Source organism: Mesorhizobium shonense, assembly GCF_040545255.1.
In the GTDB taxonomy this organism is placed as follows: domain Bacteria; phylum Pseudomonadota; class Alphaproteobacteria; order Rhizobiales; family Rhizobiaceae; genus Mesorhizobium; species Mesorhizobium shonense.
Window position 1 is genome coordinate 119774 of the sequence record NZ_JBEPLM010000012.1, and the last position, 24908, is coordinate 144681.

23 protein-coding genes are annotated in these 24908 nt (G+C 63.5%); 11 read left to right on the forward strand and 12 right to left on the reverse strand.

All coding sequences use genetic code 11. The features are described from left to right. Window positions 1–12: 12 nt before the first annotated feature. The 4 genes from ABID26_RS26575 to ABID26_RS26590 all read right to left on the reverse strand — a co-directional run bounded on the left by ABID26_RS26575 (window position 13) and on the right by ABID26_RS26590 (window position 4716). A complete protein-coding gene (locus ABID26_RS26575) occupies window positions 13–1035 on the reverse strand; it encodes an esterase-like activity of phytase family protein (RefSeq protein WP_292372933.1) in 1023 nt (340 codons plus the stop codon). Beyond that, on the reverse strand, window positions 1032–2930 hold the full coding sequence (cobT, locus tag ABID26_RS26580) for a cobaltochelatase subunit CobT (protein ID WP_292372931.1): 1899 nt from the start codon (window positions 2928–2930) through the stop codon (window positions 1032–1034). Before cobT ends, ABID26_RS26575 begins: the two co-directional genes overlap by 4 nt. 52 nt (window positions 2931–2982) lie before the next feature. Further along, entirely contained in the window at window positions 2983–3969 is a 987-nt protein-coding gene (cobS, locus tag ABID26_RS26585) for a cobaltochelatase subunit CobS (protein ID WP_059187986.1), read from the reverse strand. A 123-nt stretch (window positions 3970–4092) separates the two neighbouring features. Then, on the reverse strand, window positions 4093–4716 hold the full coding sequence (locus tag ABID26_RS26590; RefSeq protein ID WP_126097644.1) for a J domain-containing protein: 624 nt from the start codon (window positions 4714–4716) through the stop codon (window positions 4093–4095). Between the two features lie 136 nt (window positions 4717–4852). On the opposite strand from ABID26_RS26590, the gene ABID26_RS26595 reads away from it, so the two are divergent. After that, on the forward strand, window positions 4853–5155 hold the full coding sequence (locus tag ABID26_RS26595; RefSeq protein ID WP_126097643.1) for a BolA family protein: 303 nt from the start codon (window positions 4853–4855) through the stop codon (window positions 5153–5155). 15 nt (window positions 5156–5170) lie between these two features. Here the strand turns inward: ABID26_RS26595 and ABID26_RS26600 are convergent, their stop codons facing one another. The 3 genes from ABID26_RS26600 to ABID26_RS26610 all read right to left on the reverse strand — a co-directional run bounded on the left by ABID26_RS26600 (window position 5171) and on the right by ABID26_RS26610 (window position 8332). Continuing rightward, window positions 5171–6235 (reverse strand): acyltransferase family protein, encoded by a 1065-nt coding sequence (locus tag ABID26_RS26600; protein ID WP_354417028.1) that lies wholly within the window; start codon window positions 6233–6235, stop codon window positions 5171–5173. After that, window positions 6232–7296 carry an SGNH/GDSL hydrolase family protein gene (locus ABID26_RS26605; protein WP_292373006.1) on the reverse strand — a complete coding sequence of 355 codons (1065 nt, stop codon included), beginning with the start codon at window positions 7294–7296 and terminating at the stop codon, window positions 6232–6234. Before ABID26_RS26605 ends, ABID26_RS26600 begins: the two co-directional genes overlap by 4 nt. A 226-nt stretch (window positions 7297–7522) precedes the next feature. Continuing rightward, window positions 7523–8332 carry an alpha/beta hydrolase gene (locus ABID26_RS26610; protein ID WP_292372929.1) on the reverse strand — a complete coding sequence of 270 codons (810 nt, stop codon included), beginning with the start codon at window positions 8330–8332 and terminating at the stop codon, window positions 7523–7525. Window positions 8333–8623: 291 nt separating this feature from the next. Here ABID26_RS26610 and ABID26_RS26615 point away from each other — a divergent pair, with 291 nt between their 5' ends. From ABID26_RS26615 to ABID26_RS26630, 4 genes are all read left to right on the forward strand, one after another. Continuing rightward, entirely contained in the window at window positions 8624–8989 is a 366-nt protein-coding gene (locus ABID26_RS26615; protein WP_126097639.1) for a hypothetical protein, read from the forward strand. Between the two features lie 219 nt (window positions 8990–9208). Further along, window positions 9209–11158: a PrkA family serine protein kinase gene (locus tag ABID26_RS26620; protein ID WP_292300994.1), complete on the forward strand. Its 1950-nt coding sequence runs from the start codon at window positions 9209–9211 to the stop codon at window positions 11156–11158. A gap of 19 nt (window positions 11159–11177) precedes the next feature. Continuing rightward, window positions 11178–12488 carry a YeaH/YhbH family protein gene (locus tag ABID26_RS26625; RefSeq protein ID WP_292300996.1) on the forward strand — a complete coding sequence of 437 codons (1311 nt, stop codon included), beginning with the start codon at window positions 11178–11180 and terminating at the stop codon, window positions 12486–12488. Window positions 12489–12530: 42 nt separating this feature from the next. Beyond that, window positions 12531–14075 (forward strand): SpoVR family protein, encoded by a 1545-nt coding sequence (locus tag ABID26_RS26630; protein ID WP_292301002.1) that lies wholly within the window; start codon window positions 12531–12533, stop codon window positions 14073–14075. Between the two features lie 389 nt (window positions 14076–14464). Here the strand turns inward: ABID26_RS26630 and ABID26_RS26635 are convergent, their stop codons facing one another. From ABID26_RS26635 to ABID26_RS26645, 3 genes are read right to left on the reverse strand one after another with little or no spacing between them, the layout of a single operon-like run. After that, complete coding sequence (locus tag ABID26_RS26635) at window positions 14465–15355, reverse strand: HlyC/CorC family transporter (RefSeq protein ID WP_126102521.1); 891 nt, start codon at window positions 15353–15355, stop codon at window positions 14465–14467. A gap of 10 nt (window positions 15356–15365) precedes the next feature. Next, a complete protein-coding gene (gene aroB, locus ABID26_RS26640; protein ID WP_292345966.1) occupies window positions 15366–16496 on the reverse strand; it encodes a 3-dehydroquinate synthase in 1131 nt (376 codons plus the stop codon). Further along, window positions 16493–17104 (reverse strand): shikimate kinase, encoded by a 612-nt coding sequence (locus ABID26_RS26645; protein ID WP_292304848.1) that lies wholly within the window; start codon window positions 17102–17104, stop codon window positions 16493–16495. The genes aroB and ABID26_RS26645 overlap by 4 nt, the downstream gene beginning before the upstream one ends. Before the next feature lie 196 nt (window positions 17105–17300). On the opposite strand from ABID26_RS26645, the gene ABID26_RS26650 reads away from it, so the two are divergent. The 5 genes from ABID26_RS26650 to ABID26_RS26670 all read left to right on the forward strand — a co-directional run bounded on the left by ABID26_RS26650 (window position 17301) and on the right by ABID26_RS26670 (window position 21201). Continuing rightward, window positions 17301–17453 (forward strand): histidine kinase, encoded by a 153-nt coding sequence (locus ABID26_RS26650; protein ID WP_066990358.1) that lies wholly within the window; start codon window positions 17301–17303, stop codon window positions 17451–17453. A gap of 23 nt (window positions 17454–17476) precedes the next feature. Continuing rightward, a complete protein-coding gene (locus ABID26_RS26655; RefSeq protein ID WP_292304849.1) occupies window positions 17477–18391 on the forward strand; it encodes a site-specific tyrosine recombinase XerD in 915 nt (304 codons plus the stop codon). A 99-nt stretch (window positions 18392–18490) separates the two neighbouring features. Continuing rightward, entirely contained in the window at window positions 18491–19441 is a 951-nt protein-coding gene (locus ABID26_RS26660) for an acetyl-CoA carboxylase carboxyltransferase subunit alpha (protein WP_059187997.1), read from the forward strand. A 211-nt stretch (window positions 19442–19652) separates the two neighbouring features. Continuing rightward, window positions 19653–20948: a L,D-transpeptidase family protein gene (locus ABID26_RS26665; RefSeq protein ID WP_126097633.1), complete on the forward strand. Its 1296-nt coding sequence runs from the start codon at window positions 19653–19655 to the stop codon at window positions 20946–20948. 10 nt (window positions 20949–20958) lie between these two features. Next, window positions 20959–21201 carry a sulfurtransferase TusA family protein gene (locus ABID26_RS26670; RefSeq protein WP_189521435.1) on the forward strand — a complete coding sequence of 81 codons (243 nt, stop codon included), beginning with the start codon at window positions 20959–20961 and terminating at the stop codon, window positions 21199–21201. Window positions 21202–21213: 12 nt separating this feature from the next. Here ABID26_RS26670 and ABID26_RS26675 read toward each other — a convergent pair whose 3' ends face one another. Both ABID26_RS26675 and ABID26_RS26680 read right to left on the reverse strand, forming a co-directional pair. Then, window positions 21214–22317 carry a CobW family GTP-binding protein gene (locus ABID26_RS26675; RefSeq protein WP_354417034.1) on the reverse strand — a complete coding sequence of 368 codons (1104 nt, stop codon included), beginning with the start codon at window positions 22315–22317 and terminating at the stop codon, window positions 21214–21216. A gap of 2 nt (window positions 22318–22319) precedes the next feature. Beyond that, complete coding sequence (locus ABID26_RS26680; protein ID WP_126097630.1) at window positions 22320–23486, reverse strand: D-alanyl-D-alanine carboxypeptidase family protein; 1167 nt, start codon at window positions 23484–23486, stop codon at window positions 22320–22322. 215 nt (window positions 23487–23701) lie between these two features. Between ABID26_RS26680 and ABID26_RS26685 the strand changes: the two genes are divergently transcribed. After that, a complete protein-coding gene (locus ABID26_RS26685; RefSeq protein WP_292299708.1) occupies window positions 23702–24865 on the forward strand; it encodes a M20 aminoacylase family protein in 1164 nt (387 codons plus the stop codon). Window positions 24866–24908 lie beyond the last annotated feature (43 nt).

A 24908-nucleotide genomic window follows, 5' to 3' on the forward strand; every position in this document is an offset into this window, starting at 1 on the left:
ATAGAGCGCTGCTCAATCCTGATGGAGAATGAACTCCAGATAGAGATTGCGCTGCAGGATCGAGTGGTTGTCGTCCGACACCAGCGACACCATCAGCGCGCCGTCGTCGCGGGTCCAGACGTCCAGCCCTTCCATATTGTCGATCTGGTAGCCCATATCGGCTTCCATCAGCACCGGGCCGTCGGCCACCGCGCCCTTCTCGATGCTCTCGCCGTAGATGCGCCGCAGCCGCATCTTCACCCCGCGCGCCATCGAGAAGCTGCGTTCGAGCAGAAGCAGGTCGCCGTCCGGCAGGAAGGCGCCGTCGGTGATGTCGAAATCGCCGTTGCGCTTGACGGTGAAGACGCCCTTCCTCGGTCCCTTGATGATGGCGGCATAGATGTTGCCGGCCTTGTCGAGGCTCTTTTCCGAGACCACGACCAGGCCGCCCTCGTGCTGGCCATGGGGATTGGCATGAGCGACCGTCTCGAAGCCGCGGTTCTGGCGCAGCTCCCGGGCCGGCACCAGATAGTCGAGCGTCTTGAAGGGCGCCTTCATATTGTCCGGATCGATCTTGAACTGGACGACGCGTTGCTCGCGCTCGAAACCGACGGTGGCGATGCCGTCCTTGACCGCGAGGCCTTCCGCATCGACCTCCCACTTCTCCTCGATCGGCCGGCCCGAAGCGTCGACCATCTGCTGCATGCGGAAATCCGACACGCCCGAGGGACGCTTGTCGGCATCGTGCGTGATGGTGCCGAAAAACCAGAAACCGGTGTCGGCGACACCGATGAAATCGCCGCCGGGCTTGAGAAAGCGAAAGGCCGACAGCGCGACGAAATCGCGCGAGGATGCGGTCATCTCCAGCCCGCCGACGAATTCCAGCGGCCCGAACAGCTTTTGGTTATGACCGACTTGGAACTCAGTGATCGGCCGCGCCGAAACCTCGATCGCCTCGACCGGGGCGCGCGCCTCGGCGAATGCCGGCGAAACCGACGCGCAAGCCAACACGCAAGCGAGAAGCGCTTGCCGTATCCCGCCCCGCGAGAAGATCATCCCGTACGCCGCAGGCCACCGCGCCGCACGTCTCGCGCGCTTTCCTCGTCGAACAGCGAGGCCAATTGCTCGGTCATGGCGCCCGCCAGCTCCTCGGCGTCGACGATGGTGACGGCGCGGCGATAGTAGCGGGTCACGTCGTGGCCGATACCGATGGCGAGCAATTCGACCGGCGAGCGCGTCTCGATGAGATCGATCACCGCGCGCAGGTGACGCTCCAGGTAGTTGCCTGGGTTGACCGACAGAGTGGAATCGTCGACCGGCGCGCCGTCCGAGATCATCATCAGGATCTTGCGCTGCTCCGGCCTTCCGATCAGCCGGTTGTGCGCCCAAAGCAGCGCCTCGCCGTCGATGTTCTCCTTGAGCAGGCCCTCGCGCATCATCAGGCCGAGATTGCGGCGCGCGCGCCGCCACGGATGGTCGGCAGACTTGTAGATGATGTGGCGCAGGTCGTTGAGCCGGCCGGGATTCGGCGGCTTGCCGTCCTTCAGCCATTTCTCGCGCGCCTGCCCGCCTTTCCAGGCGCGGGTGGTGAAGCCGAGGATTTCCACCGAAACGCCGCAGCGCTCCAGCGTGCGCGCCAGGATGTCGGCGCAAGTCGCGGCCACCGTGATCGGCCGGCCGCGCATCGAGCCCGAATTGTCGAGCACCAGCGACACCACCGTGTCGCGGAACTTGGTGTCGCGCTCCTGCTTGAAGGACAGCGGCTGCATCGGATCGATGACGACGCGCACCAGCCGCGCCGGATCGAGATAGCCTTCCTCCAGGTCGAAATCCCAGGAGCGGTTCTGCTGCGCCATCAGGCGACGCTGCAGCCGGTTGGCGAGCCGGCCGACCACGCCGGAGAGATTGGCGAGCTGCTTGTCGAGGAAGGCGCGCAGCCGGTCGAGCTCCTCTTCCTCGCAAAGGTCCTCTGCTCCGACCGTCTCGTCGAAGGCGGTGGTGAAGACCTTGTAGTCGATTTCCTTCGGCAGGTTGAGGAACGGATTGTCGTTGCGGCGCGCCTCGCCCGGCGTCTCGGCGTCGGAATCGTCCTCGTCGGAGAGGTCGTCGGATGTGGCGTCCGTCGCCTCCGTCTCGGCAGAGTCCTCCTCGTCGGCGGAGGCCTCGGCATCCTCCGACTGCGACTGCTCGGAGCCGGAATCGTCCTCGCCGCCCTCCTCGCTCTGCTCCTCGCCCTGCTGCTCGTCCTCTTCGTTGTCCTCGGAGTCCTCGGTCTCCTGGTCGTCGCCGAGCTCCTCGGCCATTTCCATGGAGACGAGCATGTCGCGCACGATCCGGGCGAAAGCCTGTTGATCATCGAGCTTGGACGACAGGCCGTCGAGATCGGCGCTCGCCTTCTCCTCGACCCAGGGGCGCCACAGATCGACCAGCCGCTCGCCGCTCTTCGGCACGGGGCGGCCGGTGAGCTTCTCGCGCACCATCAGCGCCACCGCCTCCTCGAGCGGCGCATCGGCCTTGTCCCTGACGTCGACGAGGTTTGCCTTGGCGTATTTGTCCTCGAGCATCGAGCCGATGTTGTCGGCCACGCCCTGCATGGCGCGGCTGCCGATCGCCTCGACGCGCGCCTGTTCGACGGCGTCGTAGATGGCGCGCGCCAGCTTGCCTTCCGGCGCCAGCTTCGTGTGGATGCGCTGATCGTGGCAGGCGCGCTTCAGCGCCATGGAATCGCCGATGCCGCGGGTGATCGCGATGTCGGTGCGGGACGCCTTCTTCGGCAGTTCGGGCAGGCGGGCGCGGTTTCCCGCCAGCGCCGGCCGGTCCTTGGCGAAGCCGACCTCGAGGTCCTTGTCGCCGGCGACCGCGCGCATGCAGACGGTGACGGCGCGCTTGAAGCTGTCGGCTTCAGACCCGTTCTTCGGCTTGTTGCGCGTGTTGTCGCCCGGACCCGCCATCGATCATTCCCTGCGCGATTTGGCCCGAAAGGCCAAGCCTTCCGGCACGCGCTTAGCCAAGCACCACGTTGGCGGCGCTCTCCGGCAGATCCTCGCCGAAGGCGCGCTGGTAGAATTCGGCGACCACCGACCGCTCCAGTTCGTCGCATTTGTTGAGGAAGGTCAGCCGGAACGCCATGCCGATATCGCCGAAGATCTCGGCGTTCTCGGCCCAGGTGATGACGGTGCGCGGGCTCATAACGGTCGACAGGTCGCCATTGATGAAGGCCGAGCGCGTCATGTCGGCGACGCGCACCATCTTGTTGACGATCTCCTTGCCCTTGCTGTCGCGGTAGTGCTTGGCCTTGGCCAGCACGATCGACACCTCGTTGTCATGCGGCAGGTAATTGAGCGTGGTGACGATCGACCAGCGGTCCATCTGCGCCTGGTTGATCTGCTGCGTGCCGTGATAGAGGCCGGTGGTGTCGCCCAGCCCGACCGTGTTGGCGGTGGCGAACAGCCGGAAGGCCGGATGCGGGCGGATGACCCGGCTCTGGTCGAGCAGCGTCAGGCGGCCAGACGATTCCAGCACGCGCTGGATGACGAACATCACGTCCGGGCGGCCGGCATCGTACTCGTCGAAGCAGAGCGCAACATTGTGCTGATAGGCCCAGGGCAGGATGCCGTCGCGGAATTCGGTGATCTGCAGGCCTTCCTTGACGACGATGGCGTCCTTGCCGACGAGGTCGATGCGGCTGACATGGCTGTCGAGGTTGACGCGCACGCATGGCCAGTTGAGGCGCGCGGCGACCTGCTCGATATGCGTCGACTTGCCGGTGCCATGATAGCCCGACACCATGACGCGGCGGTTGTAGGCGAAGCCGGCGAGGATCGCCAATGTCGTCGCCTTGTCGAAGAGGTAGTCCGGGTCGATGTCGGGCACATGCTCGGTCGAGACCGAATAGGCGGGAACCACCATCTTGGAATCGAAGCCGAATTTCTCCTTCACCGGCACCGTCGTGTCGGGCAGGTTGGCGATGTCGCGATCGACCTTGTTCATCACTATCAACGTCTCCACGGGCGAAACGCCGCGTTTCGCCGGCAATCGATTTTGTTCGGGGGCGGTCTTAGAGCCTTTTCCAACCTTATGTAAGTTGGAAAACGACACGGACCGTAGGGTCGCTCAGCACAATCCTGCTTGCTTGAGCACGCGATAGGCCTGCAGCACATCGCGGAACCGGTCTTCCGAACCCCTGTCGCCGCCATTCGCATCGGGATGGTGGCGCTTTACGAGTTCCTTATAGCGCGCCTTGATATCCTTGCCAGTCGCCTTTGTATCAAGGCCAAGCGTTTCCAGCGCCTTGGCCTCAAGCGGCTTTGCCTTGCGCTCGCGCACCTCCCGCGTTCCGCCGCCGAACAGGTTGAAGGGGTCGCGCATGCGATTGTAGTAACCGGCGCGCCCCGAACGCTGCTGCGCGAAATCGGGCGCCGAACGCATCCCGCCGCCATTGGCGCCCATGCGCCAGGTCGGCCGGTGGCCGGTCAGCGCCTCCTTCTGGAAGCGGGCGATCTCGCTGTCCGACACGCCCGAGAAATAGTTGAAACCCTTGTTGTATTCGCGCACATGCTCGAAGCAGAAGCGGAAATACTCGCCCTCCTTCAGGCGTCCGACCGGCGCGCGATGCGTCCCCGCCTCGCTGCAACCGTCCCACTGGCAGATCGGGGCGCGCGACTTCAGCTCCGCATCCTTTTCCGGCCGAATGCGGATTTTCTCGAAATATTTGGGGTACGGTTTCATCTCACCCATTTATGGGCTGTTCGCTAGTGCGAAACAAGAATTGACATTTCGCCCATGATCGCCCTAACCGCTGAATCGCGGCTTAAAAGCGGTCGAAAATTGAGATTTTGCGGCTATGCCGCAGATGTGGTGAAGGGAAGGCCCGATGTCCATACAGTCGACGATGGAAAACAAGCTGAAGGCGGCATTTTCGCCGGAAAGACTCACCGTCATCAACGAAAGCCACCTTCACGCCGGCCATCATCATGTCGAGTCGGGCCATCACGCCACCTTTGACGGCACCGGCGAGACGCATTTCCGCGTCCGCATCGTCTCGCCGGATTTTGCCGGCATGAGCCGCATCGACCGCCACCGCGCCGTCAACCAGCTGCTTGCCGACGAGCTGAAGGCCGGCGTGCACGCGCTGGCGATCGAGCCGGCCGCGCCCGGCGAGAAGACCCGCTGGTAAGTGCAGCGAGCCCTGTCATTGTGGCTTCGGGACAGGCGCGGCAAGCCGCGCCGGCCGTTCGATCACAAAATACAGCACGATCGACAGGGCAATTGAAAGCACGCAGGCGGCACCGCCCAGCAGGACCTGCGTGGCAGTCCCCGCGTGGTCCGGCATCAGTTTGACGGCGAGTTGAAGCACGTAAGGGTGCGACAGATAAAGCGAATAGGACACGTTCCCCAGCAGAACCATGAACAGGACGATTGGCGTCGGGGCCGGCGCCCATGGCAGGACGGCGGCGACCAGCAGGACCGCCGGAATGCCGTTGGCCACCAGCCAATGGATTTCAAGCAGCGGCGCGCGCAACGCCATAGCCGCTACGAACATGAGGAATATCGGCAACGAGCGCCCGTGAAAGATCGCGGGGCTGCGCCTGTAAAGAAGGTAAAGGCCGATGCCGAGCACGAATTCGAGCATCAAAGGATTGGTATAGAACCGCCACGGGACATAATCCAACTTCACAAGACTCACCGCGGCGACGAGAAGTACGATGATTGCGGCCGGCACGAGCGGGCTGCGTTGGCCGAGCGCCAAGCACGCGGCATAGGTGGCGTAGAAGAACATCTCATAATTGAGCGTCCAACCCAGAAACAGGATCGGCTGCACGGCTCCATTCGCTTTTGCGAACGGGATGAAGAACAGGGACTTGATCAAGGTCTCGCCGTTGACCACCGTCGAATTCAGCAGATCGGGTTTCAGCATGGCCAGGACCGCAATGCCCGCGGTCAGCGTCCAGTAGAGTGGGACGATGCGCATAAGCCGACGCCTGACAAAATACAGCGCGCCTGTTTTGGGATCGGTCGTGTAGGCGATGATGAAGCCGCTGATGACAAAGAAGATGTCGACCCCAACCGCTCCGTTGCGAAAGATGTTGGTCCGGTTTCCAAATTCGGCCTGCAAACTGACGCCAAGATGAAACAGGACCACGAAAAAGGCGGCCACAAACCGCAGCACCTGCAGGCCGAGCAGTTTGGAACGGACGGACGGCCCGCGCGGCGGCGCGCCGGCGTCTTGCAAGCCAGTCGTGGATGCTGCCCTCATTGGGTGTGCGTCCAGCCGAGGTCCGCCTCGATCCGGTCCTCAAGCTGATTGGCCATGCGTTTCTGGCCGGCCTCGTTGGGATGCCAGTCGCAGCCGCGCAACGACGCCCCAGGCGGTTCGGTGAAGCGGATCATCGCCGTCTTGCTGTCGCCGGCGTCACGCCGCTGCTTGACCACGTCGTCCACTGCCTTGTCCGCCGCGGCGAAGTCCTCCCCCGTTAGCAATGGCCCGAACCCGGCGTAGATCATCGCATCAGGTGCATTGGCGCGCAGTTTCGCCAGCAGTTCGGCATAGCTGGCTGCAAAATTGGCGGGCCGGGCACCGCCGCTGAAATCGTTCGTCCCGAGATGAACGATGATGACGTCGGTTTTGGGCAGCGTTTCGCGATCCCGCCGCGAGGGCAGAACCCGGTCGTACAAATCCACCATTGTGCGCCCCTTGGCTCCCTGAAAGTTGCGAACGAGCCCCTTTCCCGAAGCGGCCAAGGTGATTACGTCCGCATCGTAGCGTCGCGCCGCGATCGCGGCATAGGTCAGGTACTGGTTTTCCGTATCGGCGCTGAACTTGCATTTTGCGTCCTTGCCCTCGATGCCGTAACCGGCGGAAATCGAGTCTCCGATCACCAAAAGGCTGCGCTTCTTCCGCTCAGGCTGCAGAAGCGTGCCATCGGTGCGCACATCCTTGAGAGTGGTGGTTCCGAAAAACGCCTCGGTACGGCGCACGAGCCGGACGGAGTGGCGACCCGCGCCCTGCCTCGCGACGAGACGGTAGGTGTTGGAGCCCTTCTTCAGATCGATCCGGGACAGTCTGCCGTCGACATCCAGCACCAGGCTGTTCTTGCCGCGGTCGTCAAGCACGACGTCCAGCCAACTGCCCTCGAACGCGAACTCGATCGCGCTGCCGGGCCACTCGAAAACCGCTTGATCGCCGGTGTCGAGAAACCGTCCGATCAGCCGGGCATTCTTCAAGGCTGGCTCGGCAGCATATGTTGGCCAGGCAGCAAACCCAATGACGAGCAACAATGCGGCCATCAGGGTCGCCTGCGCGCGTTTATCAATCATCTCGGGCAAGACCTTTCAGGGGTGACGTTCAACTAGAACGCGAACGCCCCTTCTCCCCAAAGGTTGCACCGCCGCGCCGACAATTAGTCGCAGCGTGCCTGGCCACCGCTTCGATGAGGAACAGCCCCGGGCGCGACAGCGCGCCTTCGAGCAGCGCGTCGAAACGTTCGAACGTGCCGGCGCGGCCGCTTCCACCGACTTTGACGTGATCCGGTTTCGCCGGCGTTCAGGCGACCGTCGCCTTCAGGAAAGCCATGACCGCGGCGGTCAGCGCATCGCCATCCTCGCCGACGCGGCGGTTGATCGCCATGTGCGAATAGGCGCTGCCGTCGAACAGCGTGACCTTGGTGCCCCCTGCCCGCAGCCGATCCGCCAAATCACGCGCCACGGCCGCGCGGATCGGCGCGTTCGAATAGGCGATGAAGACAGGCGGCTGCTTGTCCTTGCCGATATAGGTCGCCGGAGACAGCGCCCGCCACTGGCTTGGATCCGAAAAGGCTTGCGCGTAGATCGGCCGCAGCGTGCCGCCCTGCGCCTTGGCCAGAGCCTCGATGTCATAGGCTTCGGTATCGTCGAGCACCAGCCCGGCGGCGCCCGGCAAGCCGCCGCGAAACCCCGTCAGCGCCGCGAGATGGCAACCGGCCGAGTGGCCCATCACCACGATGCGGTCGGGATCGCCGCCATATTTGGCGATATTGGCCCGCACATAGGCATAGGCCTTCTCGACGTCGCTCGCCTGGGTGGCGACATCCGCCTTGGGCAGCATGCGGTAGTCGATAGAGACGAACAGGAAGCCGTTGGCGAGCAGGAAGCCCGGCTTGGCGTTGACATTGTTGCGGTTACCGAGCCGCCAGGCGCCGCCATGGATGAACAAGACGACCGGATCGCCCTTGGCGCCGTCGCGTGCGGAGACGTCGAGCTTGGCCGGCCCATAGTCGAGCGTCTGCGGCGGCCGGCGCAGGCGCCAGGCTGTCTGCGCACCTGTCGGCAGCAGCGCGGCAACGGACACAAGGACAAAATGTCGCCGATCGATCATCGTCATCTCCTGACCACCCATCCCGCCCTGACCCCCCTCGGCCCCGACCGCGCCAGCAAAGAGTGCATGCGAGCGCGGCGGGCGTCCAGTTAAGGATTGTTCATCGGCCGCACGATTGGCTCGTCAACAGTTGGCCAACTTTCGCCCGTCGAATGCGCCGGCGCGCAACTCAGCCGCCTGGGCGGACCATGGAACATTTCCCTAGTCTGGCAGTTTTGATTGCCGGGCGGATTGCTAGTCAGACCGGACCACCGACGCCCTCAGCCGGTGCTTTCCGAACGGTGATTACCCATGAAGAAGACGTATCGAGTTCCAGCCGCGCATCGTAACGGGCGCCCAGGCAGTTTGCGGCTTCTGCGGCTGTTTCCCGCAATTGCGCTCGCGGCTTTCCTTTCCGGTCCCGCCGCCGCGCATCAGGCTCCCAAGGGCTGGCAGTACGACAGCTCATGCTGCTCGGGGATGGATTGCTACCAGGCGCCCACGGCCGACGTGAAGGAGACGAAATATGGCTACCAGCTCTCCACCGGAGAGCTCATTCCCTACTCCGACAGTCGGATCAAGCGCTCGGGCGACGAGTTCTTTCACGAGTGCAAGCCCGGCGGCGACGCAAATTCCCGGCACTCGTTCTGCCTCTATGTTCCCGACCACGACATGTAAGTGGGGGAAAAACCAAGATTCTCCTTGAAGCTCTCCCGGCTATCACCACCTAAATATAACAGGTGAGCATTCCGTCTGAGTCGGGTGCTTTGAGACGTCGATGCCCGATTGCAGACGCTCTCCTTCATGTGAGGGAACCACAATGCTTTCCGGCAGTTGAATACGAGACGGGCCGACTTGGCCGACTGGAAGCCAGAGCGGCTCTGAGGGCACAATATCATGCGTGAGAACCAATCCGACGTCTTCGATCTGTTTTCGGAGATTTATTCCAACGCAGCCCAGGAAGAGTTGAGCCTCCAGCAATATCTGCTTGGCTGCCGAGAGGACAAGTCGATGTATGCCTCGGCACCCGAACGGATGGTCGAGGCAATCGGCGAGCCGAACCTGGTCGACACCAGCAAGGACGAGCGGCTCGGGCGCATTTTCTCGAACCGCACCGTGAAGGTGTACCCCTCCTTTTCCGATTTCTACGGAATGGAGGATACGATCGAGCGCATCGCCGGCTATTTCCGCTACGCCTCGCAGGGGCTGGAGGAGCGCAAGCAGATCCTCTACCTCCTCGGCCCGGTCGGCGGCGGCAAGTCCTCGCTCGCCGAACGGCTGAAGAAGCTGATGGAGCAGCGCCCGATCTACACGCTGAAGGTCGGCAACCAGATCAGCCCCGTTTTCGAATCGCCGCTCGGCCTTTTCCATCCCGACCGGATGGGCGATTTGCTGGAAGACAAATACGGAATAAGCCGCCGTCGGCTCAATGGGCTGATCTCGCCCTGGGCGGCCAAGCGCCTGGACGAGCTTTCCGGCGACATTTCCAAATTCAGCGTGGTCAAGCTCCTGCCGTCGCGGCTTCGCCAGATCGCCATCGCCAAGACCGAGCCCGGCGACGAGAACAATCAGGACGTCTCGGCCCTCGTCGGAAAGGTCGACATCAGGCAATTGGAGAACTTCAGCCAGTCCGATCCGGATGCCTATTCCTACAGCGGCGGCTTGAACCGCACTACGCAGGGCCTGCTCGAGTTCGTCGAAATGTTCAAGGCGCCCATCAAGGTCCTGCACCCGTTGCTGACGGCAACCCAGGAAGGCAGCTACAACGGCACCGAGAATTTCGGCTCCTTCCCCTATCAGGGCATCGTCGTTGCCCATTCAAACGAATCGGAATGGCAGCAGTTCAAGAACAACAAGAACAATGAGGCCTTCCTCGATCGCATCCTGGTGGTCAAGGTTCCGTATTGCCTTCGCATCACCGAAGAAAGGCAAATCTACGAGAAGCTGCTGCGCGAAAGCGATCTGGCGAACAGCCCCTGCGCGCCTGAAGTGCTGGACATCTTGAGCCGTTTCACCGTCTCGACCCGCCTTGCCGAGCACGAGAACTCCCCGCTCTACACCAAGATGCGCGCCTATGACGGCGAGAATCTCAAGGAAATCGACCCGAAGGCGAAGTCGGTCCAGGAATATCGCGATGCCGCGGGCGTCGACGAAGGCATGACCGGGGTCAGCACGCGCTTCGCCTTCAAGATCCTGTCGCAGACCTTCAATTACGACACCAAGGAGGTGGCCGCCGATCCCGTGCATCTGATGTACATCCTCGAGGAGGCGATCAAGCGCGAGCAATTCCCGAAAGAGACCGAAGCCGCCTATCTCGAGTTCATCAAGTCGGAGCTCACAACGCGCTATGCCGAGTTCATCGGCCATGAGATCCAGAAGGCCTATCTGGAATCGTACAGCGAGTACGGCCAGAACCTCTTCGACCGCTACATCGCCTATGCCGACGCCTGGATCGAGGATCAGGACTACAAAGACCCCGATACCGGGCAGATCCTCAATCGTGAGGTTCTGGACAAGGAATTGTCGCAGGTCGAGAAGCCGGCCGGCATCGCCAATCCCAAGGACTTCCGCAACGAAGTGGTGAAATTCACCTTGCGCGCCCGGGCTCGCAACCATGGCCGCAACCCGTCTTGGACAAGCTATGAAAAGCTTCGCGAGGTCATCGAGAAGCGCATGTTCGGCCAGGTCGAGGATCTGTTGCCGGTGATCAGTTTCGGCTCCAAGCAGGACAGCGTCACGGAAAAGCGGCACAATGAATTCGTGCAGCGCATGGTGGAACGCGGCTACACCGAGCGGCAGGTGCGCCGGCTGGTCGACTGGTACATGCGCGTGAACAAGGCGGGCTGAGCAAAACCGGGACGGTTCCATGCCGATCTTCATCGACCGCCGCCTGAACCCGAAGGACAAAAGCCTGGGCAACCGTCAGCGCTTCCTGAGGCGCGCGCGGGAAGAGCTCAAGCGGAATATTCGCGACCACGTCCGCACAGGCCGCATCGCGGAGCTCGACCGGGAGCATGCCGTGCCGATGCCTCGCAAGGGCACCAGCGAGCCGACCTTCAGCGGCGCCAAGGACAGCGGACGGCGCCAGCATATCCTGCCCGGCAACAGGTCGTTCAGCCCCGGTGACCTGATCCCCAAGCCCAGCGGCGGGGGCACGGGCCCTTCGGGTCCGGGGACCACCGAATCCGAAGACGACTTCCGCTTTGTGCTGTCGCGTGAGGAAGTGCTCGACCTCTTCTTCGAGGATCTCGAACTGCCCGATCTGGTCAAGCTCAGCCTGAAGCAGATATTGAGCTTCAAGCCGAGGCGGGCGGGCTTCACGGCAAGCGGCGCGCCGACCAACATCAATGTCGGGCGCACGATGCGCAACAGCCACGGGCGCCGCATCGCGCTCAAGCGGCCCAAGCAAGAGGAACTGGACGCGGTTGCCAGGCAACTGGCCGAACTGGAATCGAAACCGCCAAACGGGGCAGCACGCGACCGCATCGCGGCCCTGCGCAAGGATCTTGAGCGCCTTGAACGGCGGCGCAGGCGAATTGCCTATGTCGATCCGGTCGACATTCGGTTCAATCGCTTCGACCCCCAGCCGGTGCCGAATGCCAGCGCGGTCATGTTCTGCCTGATGGACGTGTCGGGATCGATGGGGGAGCGCGAGAAGGATCTGGCCAAACGCTTTTTCGTGCTGCTGCATCTGTTCCTGACGCGGCGCTACGATCGCACCGAGATCGTCTTCATTCGCCACACCCACGAAGCCCAGGAGGTGGACGAGCATACATTCTTCTACCACACGCAAAGCGGCGGCACCGTCGTTTCCACGGCGCTCGAGGAAATGCACCGCATCATCGAGCAACGCTATCCGGTCGCCGAATGGAACATCTACGCCGCCCAGGCTTCCGACGGCGACAACTTCGCCACCGACTCGGAACGCTGCATAGAACTGCTCGACCGCAGGCTGATGCATCTTTGCCAGTATTTCGCCTATGTGGAGATCATCGACGAGCGGGAAAGCCACATTTTCGGCTCGACCGAAAACGGGACGTCGCTGTGGCGCGCCTACAGCGCCATCGACGAGAAATGGCCGAACTTCCAGATGAGGCGCATCGCTGCTCCGGCCGATATCTATCCAGTCTTTCGCGAGCTTTTCGCCAGGCAACCCGCCTTGCGCAAGAGCGCGTGAGGGCATAGGCCGAAGGGACAGGGGCCGATGGGACAGAGGCCGATGGTCAGTCAGGCGCGCAAATCCGAGTTGCTTTTTTCTGGAGCCGACTGGGATTTCAAGAAACTGTCGCGGGCCTACGAAGAGATCGAATCGATCGGGGTCGAAGAACTTCGCCTCGACATCTATCCGGTGCAGATGGAGGTCATTTCCTCCGAGCAGATGCTCGACGCCTATTCCTCGGTAGGCATGCCGCTGATGTATCGGCATTGGTCATTCGGCAAGCATTTCCTTTACAACGAGCTTCTCTACCGCAAGGGCGCGCGCGGTTTGGCCTACGAACTGGTCATCAACTCCAACCCTTGCATCGTCTACCTCATGGAAGAGAACACCATGGCCTTGCAGGCCCTGGTGACCGCTCATGCCGCGCTTGGGCACAATCATTTCTTCAAGAACAATCATCTCTTCCGGCAATGGACGGACGCCGGAGGCATCCTGAGCTATCTGGATTTTGCCAAGAGCTACATCTCCCGATGCGAGGAACGGCATGGCCCGGCGGCCGTGGAGGCGGTCCTCGATTCCGCCCACGCGCTGATGGAACAAGGCGTCTTCCGCTACCATCGGCCGCCGAAGCTGTCGTCGGAGCAGCAGCGCGAAGGGCTTCGCGAACGCCTCGAATACGAGGAGCGTTCCTACAATGATTTGTGGCGCACGCTGCCCCCCTCGCAGGGAAAGAACAAGCCGGAAGCCGAGGACGCGGGTTTTGCCGAGCGGAAGAAATCGCTCAATCTGCCCGAGGAGAACCTGCTCTACTTCCTCGAGAAGAACAGCCTGGTGCTTGAGCCCTGGCAGCGCGAGATCATCAGAATCGTGCGGGTCATTGCGCAATATTTTTACCCGCAGCGGCAAACCCAGGTGATGAACGAGGGCTGCGCCACCTTCGTCCACTACACGCTCATGAACATGCTTTTCGACCGCGGCCGCATCAGCGAAGGCGCCATGCTCGAGATCCTGCGCAACCATTCGAACGTGGTCTTCCAGCCGGCCTTCGACGACCCGCGTTTTTCCGGCATCAATCCCTATGCCCTCGGGCTCGACATGATGCAGGACATCCAGCGCATCTCGACCGCACCGACCGCGGAGGATCGCGACTGGTTTCCCGACATCGCCGGCCGCGGCGACTGGCGCGACACCCTGCTCGACGCCTGGGCCAACCACCGTGACGAATCCTTCATCCGCCAGTATCTGAGCCCGACTCTGATCCGGAAATGGCGGCTCTTCGTGCTGGCCGACGGCGCCGACGAGCCGCACTACGAAGTCGCTTCGATCCACAATGAGCGCGGCTACGGCAAGATACGGTCCGCGCTGGCCCAAAGCTACGACGTGGGGGCGACCAGGCCCGACATCCAGGTGGTTGACGTCGACCTGTTGGGCGACCGGCATCTGCGGCTGCAGCACAATGTCAAGGACGGCATCCTGCTCGAGGACGAAAGCCGCGACGCGACCCTGCGCCATATCCGAAGCCTTTGGGGCTACGACGTCAGCCTGGCGGCTATGGACGGCGAAACCGGCGCGATGCTCAGCGAGCGCTCGACAAAGGAACTTTGAGCCGCCTAATTCCTCGACATAGGGGTCTGAACGGTTGCCATTTGTCGATGGGCGAGATTTTCACCGTTCATTTCCGTAAATCAGTGCAGACGCTGGGGATTGGCTGAAGCCTCCCAACCTCGTCATCCCAGGGCGAAGCAGGAGCGAAGCTCCGTCGCGGAGACCCTGGGATCCATTCCGTTACCTTGATCGAAGAGGGCAGCGGAGCAGAATTCTGTACCGCTGCAACGCTCATATGTAACGGAATGGATCCTTGGGTCTACGCGGTACGCTTCGCTTCCCGCTCCGCCCAAGGATGACGATCGCGATGGGTGTTTCGGCCAATCTCCAAGGTATGCGACCTGCCAACGCAACATAGCCGACCCGGTCAAGATTTCTGTGCCCGGCAACTAGCCCTCGCCGGCGGGCCGGATCCTCAATCTCGCGATGCGATTCTTGTCGCGCTTCATCACGACGAAACGCTTGCCGTGGAAGGTGAAGGCCTGCTTCTCCTCGGGGATCGTCTGCGTCTCATGGATGACGAGGCCGGCGATCGTCGTGGCCTCCTCGTCCGGCAGGTCCCAGTCGAGCGCACGGTTGAGGTCACGGATCGGCACCGTGCCGTCGACGACGACCGAGCCGTCGGCCTCTTGCTTGACGCCCTGCATGTCGACATCGTGCTCGTCGGCGATCTCGCCGACGATCTCCTCGATGATGTCTTCCAGCGTCACCAGCCCTTCCATCTCGCCATATTCGTCGACGACGATGGCGAAATGCGCCTTACGGCGCAGGAAGGCGTTGAGCTGGTCCTGCAAGGTGGTGGTGTCGGGCACGAACCATGGCTTCGACGCTATTTTCGTCACGTCGATCTTGGAAAAGTCGTTGCCGACCTCGTTGAGGGCCCTGAGCAGATCCTTGGCGTGCAGCACGCCAACGATGTTGTCGAACGAGCCTTTCCAGAGCGGCATGCGCGTGTGCGGGCTCTGCAGGATCTCACGCACCACCATTTCCGGCGGATCGTCGGCATTGACCGAGCGCATGTTGGTGCGATGGACCATAACATCCGACACTTCGAGCTCCTCGAGATCGAAAAGCTCGCCCAGCCGGTTGCGGTCCTCGCGCGCCTGCCCGTTGCGGCGGGGATCGTCGCCGTTCTCGTCCGAGAGATCGTCCTCGGGCGCCATCGGCTCGATCGGCTGCAGACTATAGCCGAGCGCCGCGAAGAGGCGGGTGAGGAAGACAAGCGCCAGCACGACGATGGCGGCAAGGATGGCGGCGGCGATCCAACCGGCGTCGATCATCTGGAATGGCTCATCTTGAGCCATTGGGATGGCTCGCCTTGAGGAAGGACAGCACTTCCGACGGCGGCACGTCCTTGGCGATGAAGGCCTGGCCGACGCCGCGCGTCAGGATGAAGGTGAGCGCGCCGCGCGAGACCTTCTTGTCCTGGGTGATGAAGCCAAGCAGCGCTTCGGCGTCGGGCAATTCGCCTGGAATATCGGCCATGCGCCAGGGCAGGCCCACGGCGCGAAGATGCGCTTCCACGCGCTCCGCGTCGTCCGGGCTCGCCAGGTTGAGGCGCGCGGAAAAACGATGCGCCAGCGCCATGCCGATGGCGACGCCCTCGCCATGGACGAGGCGGGCGCCGTCATAATTCGTGGCGGCTTCGAGCGCATGGCCGAAAGTGTGGCCGAGATTGAGCAGCGCGCGGTCGCCGGTCTCGAACTCGTCGCGGGCCACGACATCAGCCTTGGCGCGGCAAGCCTCGGCGATGGCCTCGGTCCGCTGCTCTCCGCCGGCGAATACTTTTTGCCAGTTCTCCTCCAGCCAGGCGAAGAAGCCCGGGCGGTCGATCAGGCCGTATTTGGCAAGCTCGGCATAGCCCGCGCGGAACTCGCGTATCGGCAGCGTGTCGAGCACGCCGGTGTCGGCAAGCACCAGTTTTGGCTGGTTGAAGACCCCGACCAGGTTCTTGCCGCGCGCGCTGTTGATGCCGGTCTTGCCGCCGACGGAAGAATCGACCTGCGCCAGCAGCGAGGTCGGCACCTGCACGAAGTTCATCCCGCGTCGCACGATGCCGGCGGCGAAGCCGGCAAGATCGCCTATCACGCCGCCACCGAGCGCTATCACCACGTCGCGGCGTTCGAGCTTGGCGGCGAGCACGCCGTCGACGACCTCTTCGAGGTGAGCGAAGCTCTTGGTCTTTTCGCCGGCCGGCAGCGTGATGACGGCCGCCCGGATGCCGCCCTTTTCCAGGCCGGCCTTCAACGTTTCGAGATGCGCGGCGGCGACGTTCTCGTCGGTGACGATGGCCGCGCGCGTGCCGGGAAGGCGGTCCGCAATTTCCGTTCCGGCGCCGGAGAGCAGGCCGGGGCCGATCAAAATGTCATAGGCACGGTCGCCGAGGCCGACCTCGACCTTCACTGGCTCAGTATGGCTCACGGGTCCACCTCGTCGCTGGTCGCGATGGCGGCGATCCCGAGAAAGGAACAAAGCGCGCACACCACTTCGCCGGCGATGACTTCCTTGCGGTCGTCGCGGGTCGGGACCGTGATGTCGGCCGTGGCATAGACCGGATAGCGCTCGCTCATCAGTCGCTCCAGCACGCCGCGCGGATCGGGATTCTTCAACAGCGGACGGTTCTGTTTCTTCGAGACCCGCTCCATCAAGAGATCGAGATCGGCCTTCAGCCACACCGATATCCCATGGCTGGAAATGGCCTCGCGCGTCTGCGCGTTCATGAAGGCGCCGCCGCCGGTCGACAGCACCTGCGGGCCGTTTTCGAGCAGGCGCAGGATCACCCGCTGCTCCAGAGCCCGGAACTCCGGCTCGCCATAGCGCTCGAACAGCTCCGGCACGGTCATGCGCGAAACGTTCTCGATCTCCTGGTCGCTGTCGATGAAGGGCAGCGAAAGCATCGCCGCCACCTTGCGGCCGATCGCCGTCTTGCCGGCGCCCATTAGCCCGACAAAGACGATCGACCGGCTGCCGAGCTGCTCGAGCAGCGCGGCACGGCCTTCGTCCGGCGGATTTGCTGGTAGCGCGTTCATGCGGAACCCTCTTTGCGCCGTATCGACATCAAAAGCCTGTTTGCGTCAAGCACGGCGCCGCAAGCGGAGCGGATCGCGCGACTTTCCACCCGGAACCTTCGTCGACAAACCCTTCGTCCTTGAATTGCCCGGATTGGCGTCCCATAAGGGCACAGGGTTTGGAAAACGCAGAACAAGAAGACGGGCGAAAAACTGAATGCCGACATTGTTTCGCTTTGTCGTGACGCTGGCGGTTCTTGCAGGCGTTGCCTATGGCGCGATGTTCGCTCTGGCGATGTTCGTGGAACCGAAGAAGGCGGAAATGAGCGTGCGCATTCCCGCCGAGAAGCTCAATCCGAAGAAAAACTAACCGAGAAGAACTGATCCGGCCAGATGAACAGCGCGGCCCGCATCGAAGCCTTCCTGGAGATGATGAGCGCCGAGCGGGGGGCGGCCGAGAACACGCTTTCCTCCTACCGCCGCGACCTGGAAGACGCCTCCGAAGCCATCGGCGGCGGGCTGGCGGGAGCGGGAGCGGCCGATATCCGCGCCTATCTCGACGACATCGCGGCCAGAGGCTTCGCGCCGACCTCGCAGGCGCGCAAATTGTCGGCGATCCGCCAGTTCTTCAAATTCCTCTACGCCGAAGGTCTGCGTGGGGACGACCCGACGGGAACGCTGGACAGCCCGAGGAAGGGCCGGCCGCTGCCGAAGACGATGACCGAAGCCGAGACCGGCCGCCTGCTCGATCGCGCGGCCGAGGAAGCGGCCGGTGCCGCGCCGGACGGCGACCGGCTGGCGGCGTTGCGCCTGCACGCGTTGGTCGAGGTGCTTTATGCCACAGGCCTGCGCGTCTCCGAGCTGGTCGGCCTGCCGGTGACGGTGGCGCAGCGCGACGACCGTTTCTTCATGGTGCGCGGCAAGGGCGACAAGGAGCGCATGGTGCCGCTGTCGGCCAAGGCGCGCGCCGCGATGCGGGCATGGCTTTCAGAACGGGCATCCAGGCCCGCCCTTACCGACAGTCCCTACCTGTTTCCCGCCGCCTCCGACAGCGGCCACCTCTCCCGGCAGGTCTTCGCGCGCGATCTCAAGGGGCTGGCGGCTCGGGCCGGCATCGCCTCGGCCAAAATCTCGCCGCATGTGCTTCGCCATGCCTTTGCCAGCCACCTGCTGCAGAACGGGGCGGATCTGAGAGCCGTCCAGCAACTGCTTGGCCACGCCGACATCTCCACCACACAGATCTACACCCATGTGCTGGAGGAGCGGCTGGTGCGGCTGGTCAACGATCATCATCCGCTTGCCGACTAGGTCTCATATCGCTATGTGAGGGCGACGTTCCACCGCCCGGAGCCAGCATTTCTAAGGTTCCGCCTGCCATTGCCTTCCGACGGATCGGTCCGCCCAAGCATGTACAATTACCTCGATTTCGAAAAGCCGGTGCAGGATCTGGAGCTCAAGATCCTCGAGCTGAAGAAGCTTGCCGAAAACGGCGAGGCGGTCGATGTCGCCGACGAGATCAACCGGCTGGAGAAGCGTTCGCGCGATGCGCTGCGCGACCTCTATAAGGCGCTCACCCCCTGGCAGAAGGTGCAGGTCGCGCGCCATCCCGACCGGCCGCATTGCGTCGACTACATCAAGGGCCTGTTCAGCGATTTCACGCCTTTGGCCGGCGACCGCAATTTCGGCGACGACCAGGCGATCGTCGGCGGCTTCGCCCGCTTCCGCGGCGAGCCGGTGGCGGTGATCGGCCAGGAGAAGGGCTCGGACACGGCAAGCCGCATCAAGCATAATTTCGGCTCGGTGCGGCCTGAAGGCTACCGCAAGGCGGTGCGCCTGATGGAGCTTGCCGACCGCTTCAAGATCCCGCTTTTGACGCTGGTCGACACCGCAGGCGCCTATCCCGGCGTCGGCGCCGAGGAACGCGGCCAGGCTGAGGCCATCGCGCGCTCGACCTCGGCCTGCCTGGCGCTGAAAGTGCCGTCGATCTCGGTCGTCATCGGCGAAGGCGGCTCGGGCGGCGCCATTGCGATTGCCACCGCCAACCGCGTCTACATGCTGGAGCATGCCATCTATTCGGTCATTTCGCCGGAGGGCGCGGCCTCGATCCTGTGGCGCGACACCACCCGATCCAAGGACGCGGCCACCAACATGAAGATCACCGCCCAGGACCTGCTCGAGATGAAGATCATCGACGCCATCGTTCCCGAGCCGATGGGCGGCGCCCAGCGCGCGCCGGAAACGGTGATAGCCGCCACCGGCGATCTCATCGCCAAGACGATGAAGGACTTTGCCGGCGCCAACACCGATTTCCGCGAGCAGCGCCGCGAGAAATATCTGGCGATGGGACGCAGCCTTTAATCAGGCTCTTCGTGGTAAACTGTGGCGGGAACGCACAATTCCGCCACAAAAATGCCGCCGGATTCGGTTCAATGGAAATCGCCGTGAGGGGTTGGCCGAGGCTTGCGGTAAGGAATTTTCAAGGTTAACGGGCTTACGGTCCATTGGTGTTCAGCCTGCGGGCCCGGCCATGCCGAAGCCGTTGGCCCGAAAGAAAGACGTAGCCGCACCGATGTTTGCCAAGCTTGCCCGCACCGGAGTCCTGATCGCCGCGATAGGCGTCGCCGGCTGCAACGATTCGTCGATGAAGGATTTCGCGCCGGAGGCCAACAAGCCGCTGCCGGACAAGATCTTGGCCGACATGAGGGCCAAGGGCATGGTGCGTACCTCCTCGGTGATGGCGCGCATCTTCAAGGAAGAAGGCAAGCTGGAGATCTGGAAGGCCAAGACCAACGGCCGCTACGATCTCGTCGCCAGTTATGACATCTGCAAATGGTCGGGCAAGCTCGGCCCTAAATACACCGAGGGCGACCGCCAGGCGCCGGAAGGCTTCTACACGGTGCGTCCGTCGCAGATGAATCCGCGCTCGAACTACCATCTGTCCTTCAACATCGGCTTTCCCAACGCCTATGACCGCGCCAACGGCCGCACCGGCGCCAATCTGATGGTGCACGGCGCCTGTTCGTCCTCCGGCTGCTATTCGATGACCGACGCGCAGATCGAGCAGATCTATGCCTTCGGCCGCGACGCCTTCCAGGGCGGCCAGACCGAGTTCCAGATCCAGGCCTTCCCGTTCCGCATGACCGCCGCCAACATGGCGCGCTACCGCAACGACCCGAACTACGAGTTCTGGAAGATGCTGAAGGTCGGCTACGACAATTTCGAGATCACCAAGGTGCCGCCGAAGGTCGACGTCTGCGAAAAGCGCTACGTCTTCAACCAGGTGGCGCCCGAAGGCACGACCTTCGATCCGACCGGCCCCTGCCCGGCAAGCACCCAGCCGGACTCGTTGAAGACGGCCTACGCCAACTATGAGAAGGGCTACGACGCGGCCTTCAACTCGGCCGTGAAGTCGAGCACCCCGGCACCGAAGCCGACCATCGCCGGCATCAAGGAAGCCAGCATCGTTTCCGACTGGTCGAAGCGCCGCGCCCGCGGCGAACGCGTTCCGATCGATCCGCCTTCGATGAATTCCGACGGTTCGGTGACGGAGACGACGCGCATGGGCCGCATCGATTCCCCGCTCGGCCGCAAGATGGCGGCGATCGATGCGGAGAAGGAGGCCAAGCGCAAGGCCGAGGAGCAGCGGCTGGCGGCGATCGAGGCCGCCAGGGCCGCCAAGGAACAGGCCAAGGCGCAGGCGCTGGCCGAGAAGGAAGCCGCCAAGCAGGCGGCCCAGCAGCCGGTGGTCACTGCGGGCGTCGAGGCAGCGCCCGCCCAACCGGCGATCGAGACCCAGGCGGCAAGCGCCGACGAGGGCACGGTGTCGAAGCTGAAGAAGAAGCTGCTCGGCATGTTCGGCGGCTGAGATTTTTGCCTTGCCCAGGCCAGCCACTTACGACCTCAAGGGATTGAACTGCCCATTGCCGGTTCTCAAGGCGCGAAAACGCCTGGCGGCGATGCGGCCCGGCAGCCGTCTGTGGCTCGAAACCACCGACCCGCTGGCCGTGATCGACATTCCGGCCTTCTGCGCCGATGCCGGCCACCAGCTGGTCGAGACGGCCGCGGTCGACGGCGGCCATCGTTTCCTGGTCGAGCGCGGCGGCGCGACCTCAACCTAACTGCTTTTCGGCTTACAGTCCGGCGATCGCCAGCGGATTGGCCTCGAGCGCCGTCCGGTCCGGCGTGTCGATCGATGGCTTGTTGGTAAAGGCGGCGAACAGCCGCTGGATGTAGTCTTGCGGCATGTCGAGCGTGACCAGCACCAGGCGGGTGCCGCGCTGCCCGTCCGGCCAGGCCGGCAGCCTCGCCGGCGGATGCAGGATCTTCTGCACGCCGTGGATGACCAGCGGCCGCGACGGATCCTCCATCAACTCGATGACACCCTTCATGCGCAGCAGCTTCTCGCCATGCGTGGAGCGCAGAAGATCGAGGAACATCTCGATCGCCGAGAACGGCACCGGGCCGTCATGGACGAGTGCGTGGGAGCGCACGCGGCTGTCGTGGCGGTGGTCGTGATGATGGTGGCTGTGATCATGGTCATCATGGTGGTGATGATCATGCGCGGCCTCTTCGCCGAGCCAGCGCCGCACGTCGGCGCTCTTGGTCTCCGGGTTGTAGAGGCCGCAATTGAACAGAGACGCGGCGCCCGTGCCCGGATCGTTGACGTCGAGCAGCAGGGCGCCCGGGTTTATCTGGTGAAGTCGGGCCCTCAGGGCCTCGACATCGCTGCCCTCGGCGAGGTCGGTCTTGGTCAGCACGATGCGGTCGGCGACCGCCGCCTGCTTCACCGCCTCGACATGGCCATCGAGCGCGGCCTCGCCGTTGACGGCGTCGACCAGCGTGATGACGCCGTCGAGCCGGAAAGCCTGCACCAGCGCCGGATGCGCCATGATCGACTGCAGCACCGGCGCGGGATCGGCAAGCCCTGTGGTCTCGACGACGACGCGCGCCAGCCTGGCGATGCGGCCGGTCTGCAGCCGGTCGACGAGGTCGGCCAGCGTGTCGACGAGGTCGCCGCGCACCGTGCAGCAGAGGCAGCCGTCGGAAAGCTGGATGATGCCGTCCGAAGCCTGCTCGACCAGCAGATGGTCGATCGCCACTTCGCCGAACTCGTTGATGATGACGGCCGTGTCGGCGAGCTGCGGATGCTTGAGCAGCCGGTTGAGCAGCGTCGTCTTGCCGGCGCCGAGAAAACCGGTGAGCACCGAGACGGGAATGGGAAAGCCGCCGCTCATCGCTAGTTCGCGGCCTTGGCCGGCTGATCTCCCTGCGCCGCCGCGGAAGCGGTGGCGGCGGGCGCGGCGCCGGCTGGCAGCGGCTTGTCGGGCCGCCAGCTCGGCAGCGGCACATCGGCATAGTTCTGATCGGTCTGGTCGACGAAGGCCTTCGGCGCCGGTCCGGTCGCGCCGCCGAGGCCGACCGCGATCAGCGTCGGGTGGTCGAGCTTCACCTGATAAGGCGATTTCGGCTTGTCCTTGGCATCCACGGTGGGCGCTGCCTCGGATTGCTCTTCTTTCGTCTTCTTCTTGCAGATCTCGTCATTCATGTCGTTGGGCGACAGCGTGTCGCCATAGGGCTTGAGCGCCGCGAGCGTCGTCGAGCCGGCCGCCGGAGTGTCAAAACCCTGGTCGAGCAGCTTCGCCGCGGCTTCAGCGCGGCTGATGGCGGATTTTTCGCCAAGCACCACGGCGACCAGCGTGCGGCCGTCGCGCGTCGCCGAGCCGATCATGTTGAAGCCCGACGAGCAGACGAAGCCTGTCTTCATGCCGTCGGCGCCCGGGTAGCGGCCGATGAGCAGATTGTAGTTCGGGAGCGCCTTCTTGCCGACGGCAAGTCCCTCGATGGAGAACCACGGCGCATATTGCGGGAAGTCGTTGCGGAGCGCCGTCACCAGGACAGCGAGGTCGCGCGCGGTCGTGTACTGGTCCGGCGAATAGAGTCCGTTCGGATTGACGAAATGCGTTCCGACCATGCCGAGCCTGGCGGCCTCGGCGTTCATGCGGTCGGCGAAGGCGGCCTGCGATCCGCCGATATTCTCACCGACGGCCATGGCGATGTCGTTGGCCGATTTGACCAGCATCATCTTCAGCGCATTGTCGAGCCGCATCACCGAGCCCGGCTTGAAGCCCATCTTGCTCGGCGGCTCGCCGGCGGAATGTTTCGTCACCTTGATCGGCGAATCGAGCGCCACCTCGCCGGCCGCGATCGCCCGGAACGTGACATAGGCCGTCATCAGCTTGCTGAGCGAGGCCGGATACCAGCGCTTGAAGGCGTCCTGATGCTCGAGCACCTTGCCGCTCTTCAGGTCGAAAAGCACCACCGGATTGGCGCGCGCCGCACCCGAAAGCACCGGTAGCGCCAGCGCGCCCGCAAGCAATAGGTTGAGGAAATGCCTTTGCCGCATGATCAATTCCGAAATCGCCTCTTGCCGTAATTGCCGCTGGCTCCGTAAGATTTCGTTACGCGATGGCCAGCATGGTGCGGACCGTCCCTCGACGCCGTGCCGCATTATGCGGTGCTATTTAGCCTATGTGACGCCAAAATGGCAAAGCGCCACACAATCACAATTGCCGGGCAACCGACCTGAACCGCCTGCCCCAACAAAGAAATGGACCGATTATGCCAATTCTCAACCGTGCCGCGGAAATGCAGGAAGAAGTCGCCGGCTGGCGACGCCATCTGCACCAGACGCCGGAACTGAACTTCGACGTGTTCCAGACCGCCGCCTTCGTCGTCGACAAGCTGGAGGCCTTCGGCTGCGACGAGGTTGTGACGGGGCTCGGCAAGACCGGCGTCGTCGGCATCATCCGCGGCCGCAAGGGCGAGGGCCCGACCATCGGGCTGCGCGCCGACATGGACGCGTTGCCGATCAACGAGATCACCGGCAAGCCCTATGCGTCGACGGTCGCCGGCAAGATGCATGCCTGCGGCCATGACGGCCACACCGCCATGCTGCTCGGCGCCGCCAAATATCTCGCCGAGACGCGCAATTTCGCCGGTTCCGTGGCGGTGATCTTCCAGCCGGCCGAGGAAGGCGGCGGCGGCGGCAACGAAATGGTCAAGGACGGCATGATGGAGCGCTTCGGCATCTCGAAGGTGTTCGGCATGCACAACATGCCCGGCCTTCCCGTCGGCGAGTTCGCCATCAAGCCCGGCCCGATCATGGCGGCGACCGCTGAATTCACCATAACCGTCAAGGGGCATGGCGGCCATGCGGCGATGCCGCACGGCACCATCGACCCGATCGTCATCACCAGCCAGCTGGTGGGCGCTTTGCAGACCATTGCCTCGCGCAGCACCGATCCGGTCGAGGCCGTGGTGGTGTCGGTGACCAAATTCCACGCCGGCGATGCCTATAACGTCATTCCGGAACAAGCCGAGATCGCCGGTACGGTGCGCACGCTGAAGAAGGAAGTGGCGAGGAAGGCGGAAGAGCGCATCCGCGCCATCTGCGCCGGCCTTGCGTCGGCCTTTGGCGCAACGATCGAGGTCGATTACGACGCCAACTATCCCGTCACCTTCAACCATGCCGAAGAGACGGTCTTCGCCAGCGATATCGCCGCCGACGTCGCCGGCGACGCCCACGTCCACCGCGCCATCCAGCCGGTGATGGGCGGCGAGGATTTTTCCTACATGCTGGAAGCGCGCCCCGGCGCCTTCATCTTCATCGGCAACGGCGACTCGGCCGGCCTCCATCATCCGGCGTACGACTTCAACGACGAGGTCATCCCGCATGGCATGAGCTACTGGGTGCGGCTGGCGGAGACGGCGCTGGCCGCCTGAGCGCCTCCACTGCGCGGCGGCGAGATTCGCCTCGCCGCCCGCA

Bases quoted from the DNA above. Each gene is read 5' to 3' on its own strand.
- ABID26_RS26575 (WP_292372933.1), bottom strand. From the start codon at position 1,035: ATGATCTTCTCGCGGGGCGGGATACGGCAAGCGCTTCTCGCTTGCGTG.
- cobT (WP_292372931.1), bottom strand. From the start codon at position 2,930: ATGGCGGGTCCGGGCGACAACACGCGCAACAAGCCGAAGAACGGGTCT.
- cobS (WP_059187986.1), bottom strand. From the start codon at position 3,969: ATGAACAAGGTCGATCGCGACATCGCCAACCTGCCCGACACGACGGTG.
- ABID26_RS26590 (WP_126097644.1), bottom strand. From the start codon at position 4,716: ATGGGTGAGATGAAACCGTACCCCAAATATTTCGAGAAAATCCGCATT.
- ABID26_RS26595 (WP_126097643.1), top strand. From the start codon at position 4,853: ATGTCCATACAGTCGACGATGGAAAACAAGCTGAAGGCGGCATTTTCG.
- ABID26_RS26600 (WP_354417028.1), bottom strand. From the start codon at position 6,235: ATGAGGGCAGCATCCACGACTGGCTTGCAAGACGCCGGCGCGCCGCCG.
- ABID26_RS26605 (WP_292373006.1), bottom strand. From the start codon at position 7,296: ATGATTGATAAACGCGCGCAGGCGACCCTGATGGCCGCATTGTTGCTC.
- ABID26_RS26610 (WP_292372929.1), bottom strand. From the start codon at position 8,332: ATGATCGATCGGCGACATTTTGTCCTTGTGTCCGTTGCCGCGCTGCTG.
- ABID26_RS26615 (WP_126097639.1), top strand. From the start codon at position 8,624: ATGAAGAAGACGTATCGAGTTCCAGCCGCGCATCGTAACGGGCGCCCA.
- ABID26_RS26620 (WP_292300994.1), top strand. From the start codon at position 9,209: ATGCGTGAGAACCAATCCGACGTCTTCGATCTGTTTTCGGAGATTTAT.
- ABID26_RS26625 (WP_292300996.1), top strand. From the start codon at position 11,178: ATGCCGATCTTCATCGACCGCCGCCTGAACCCGAAGGACAAAAGCCTG.
- ABID26_RS26630 (WP_292301002.1), top strand. From the start codon at position 12,531: ATGGTCAGTCAGGCGCGCAAATCCGAGTTGCTTTTTTCTGGAGCCGAC.
- ABID26_RS26635 (WP_126102521.1), bottom strand. From the start codon at position 15,355: ATGATCGACGCCGGTTGGATCGCCGCCGCCATCCTTGCCGCCATCGTC.
- ABID26_RS26645 (WP_292304848.1), bottom strand. From the start codon at position 17,104: ATGAACGCGCTACCAGCAAATCCGCCGGACGAAGGCCGTGCCGCGCTG.
- ABID26_RS26650 (WP_066990358.1), top strand. From the start codon at position 17,301: ATGCCGACATTGTTTCGCTTTGTCGTGACGCTGGCGGTTCTTGCAGGC.
- ABID26_RS26655 (WP_292304849.1), top strand. From the start codon at position 17,477: ATGAACAGCGCGGCCCGCATCGAAGCCTTCCTGGAGATGATGAGCGCC.
- ABID26_RS26660 (WP_059187997.1), top strand. From the start codon at position 18,491: ATGTACAATTACCTCGATTTCGAAAAGCCGGTGCAGGATCTGGAGCTC.
- ABID26_RS26665 (WP_126097633.1), top strand. From the start codon at position 19,653: ATGTTTGCCAAGCTTGCCCGCACCGGAGTCCTGATCGCCGCGATAGGC.
- ABID26_RS26675 (WP_354417034.1), bottom strand. From the start codon at position 22,317: ATGAGCGGCGGCTTTCCCATTCCCGTCTCGGTGCTCACCGGTTTTCTC.
- ABID26_RS26680 (WP_126097630.1), bottom strand. From the start codon at position 23,486: ATGCGGCAAAGGCATTTCCTCAACCTATTGCTTGCGGGCGCGCTGGCG.
- ABID26_RS26685 (WP_292299708.1), top strand. From the start codon at position 23,702: ATGCCAATTCTCAACCGTGCCGCGGAAATGCAGGAAGAAGTCGCCGGC.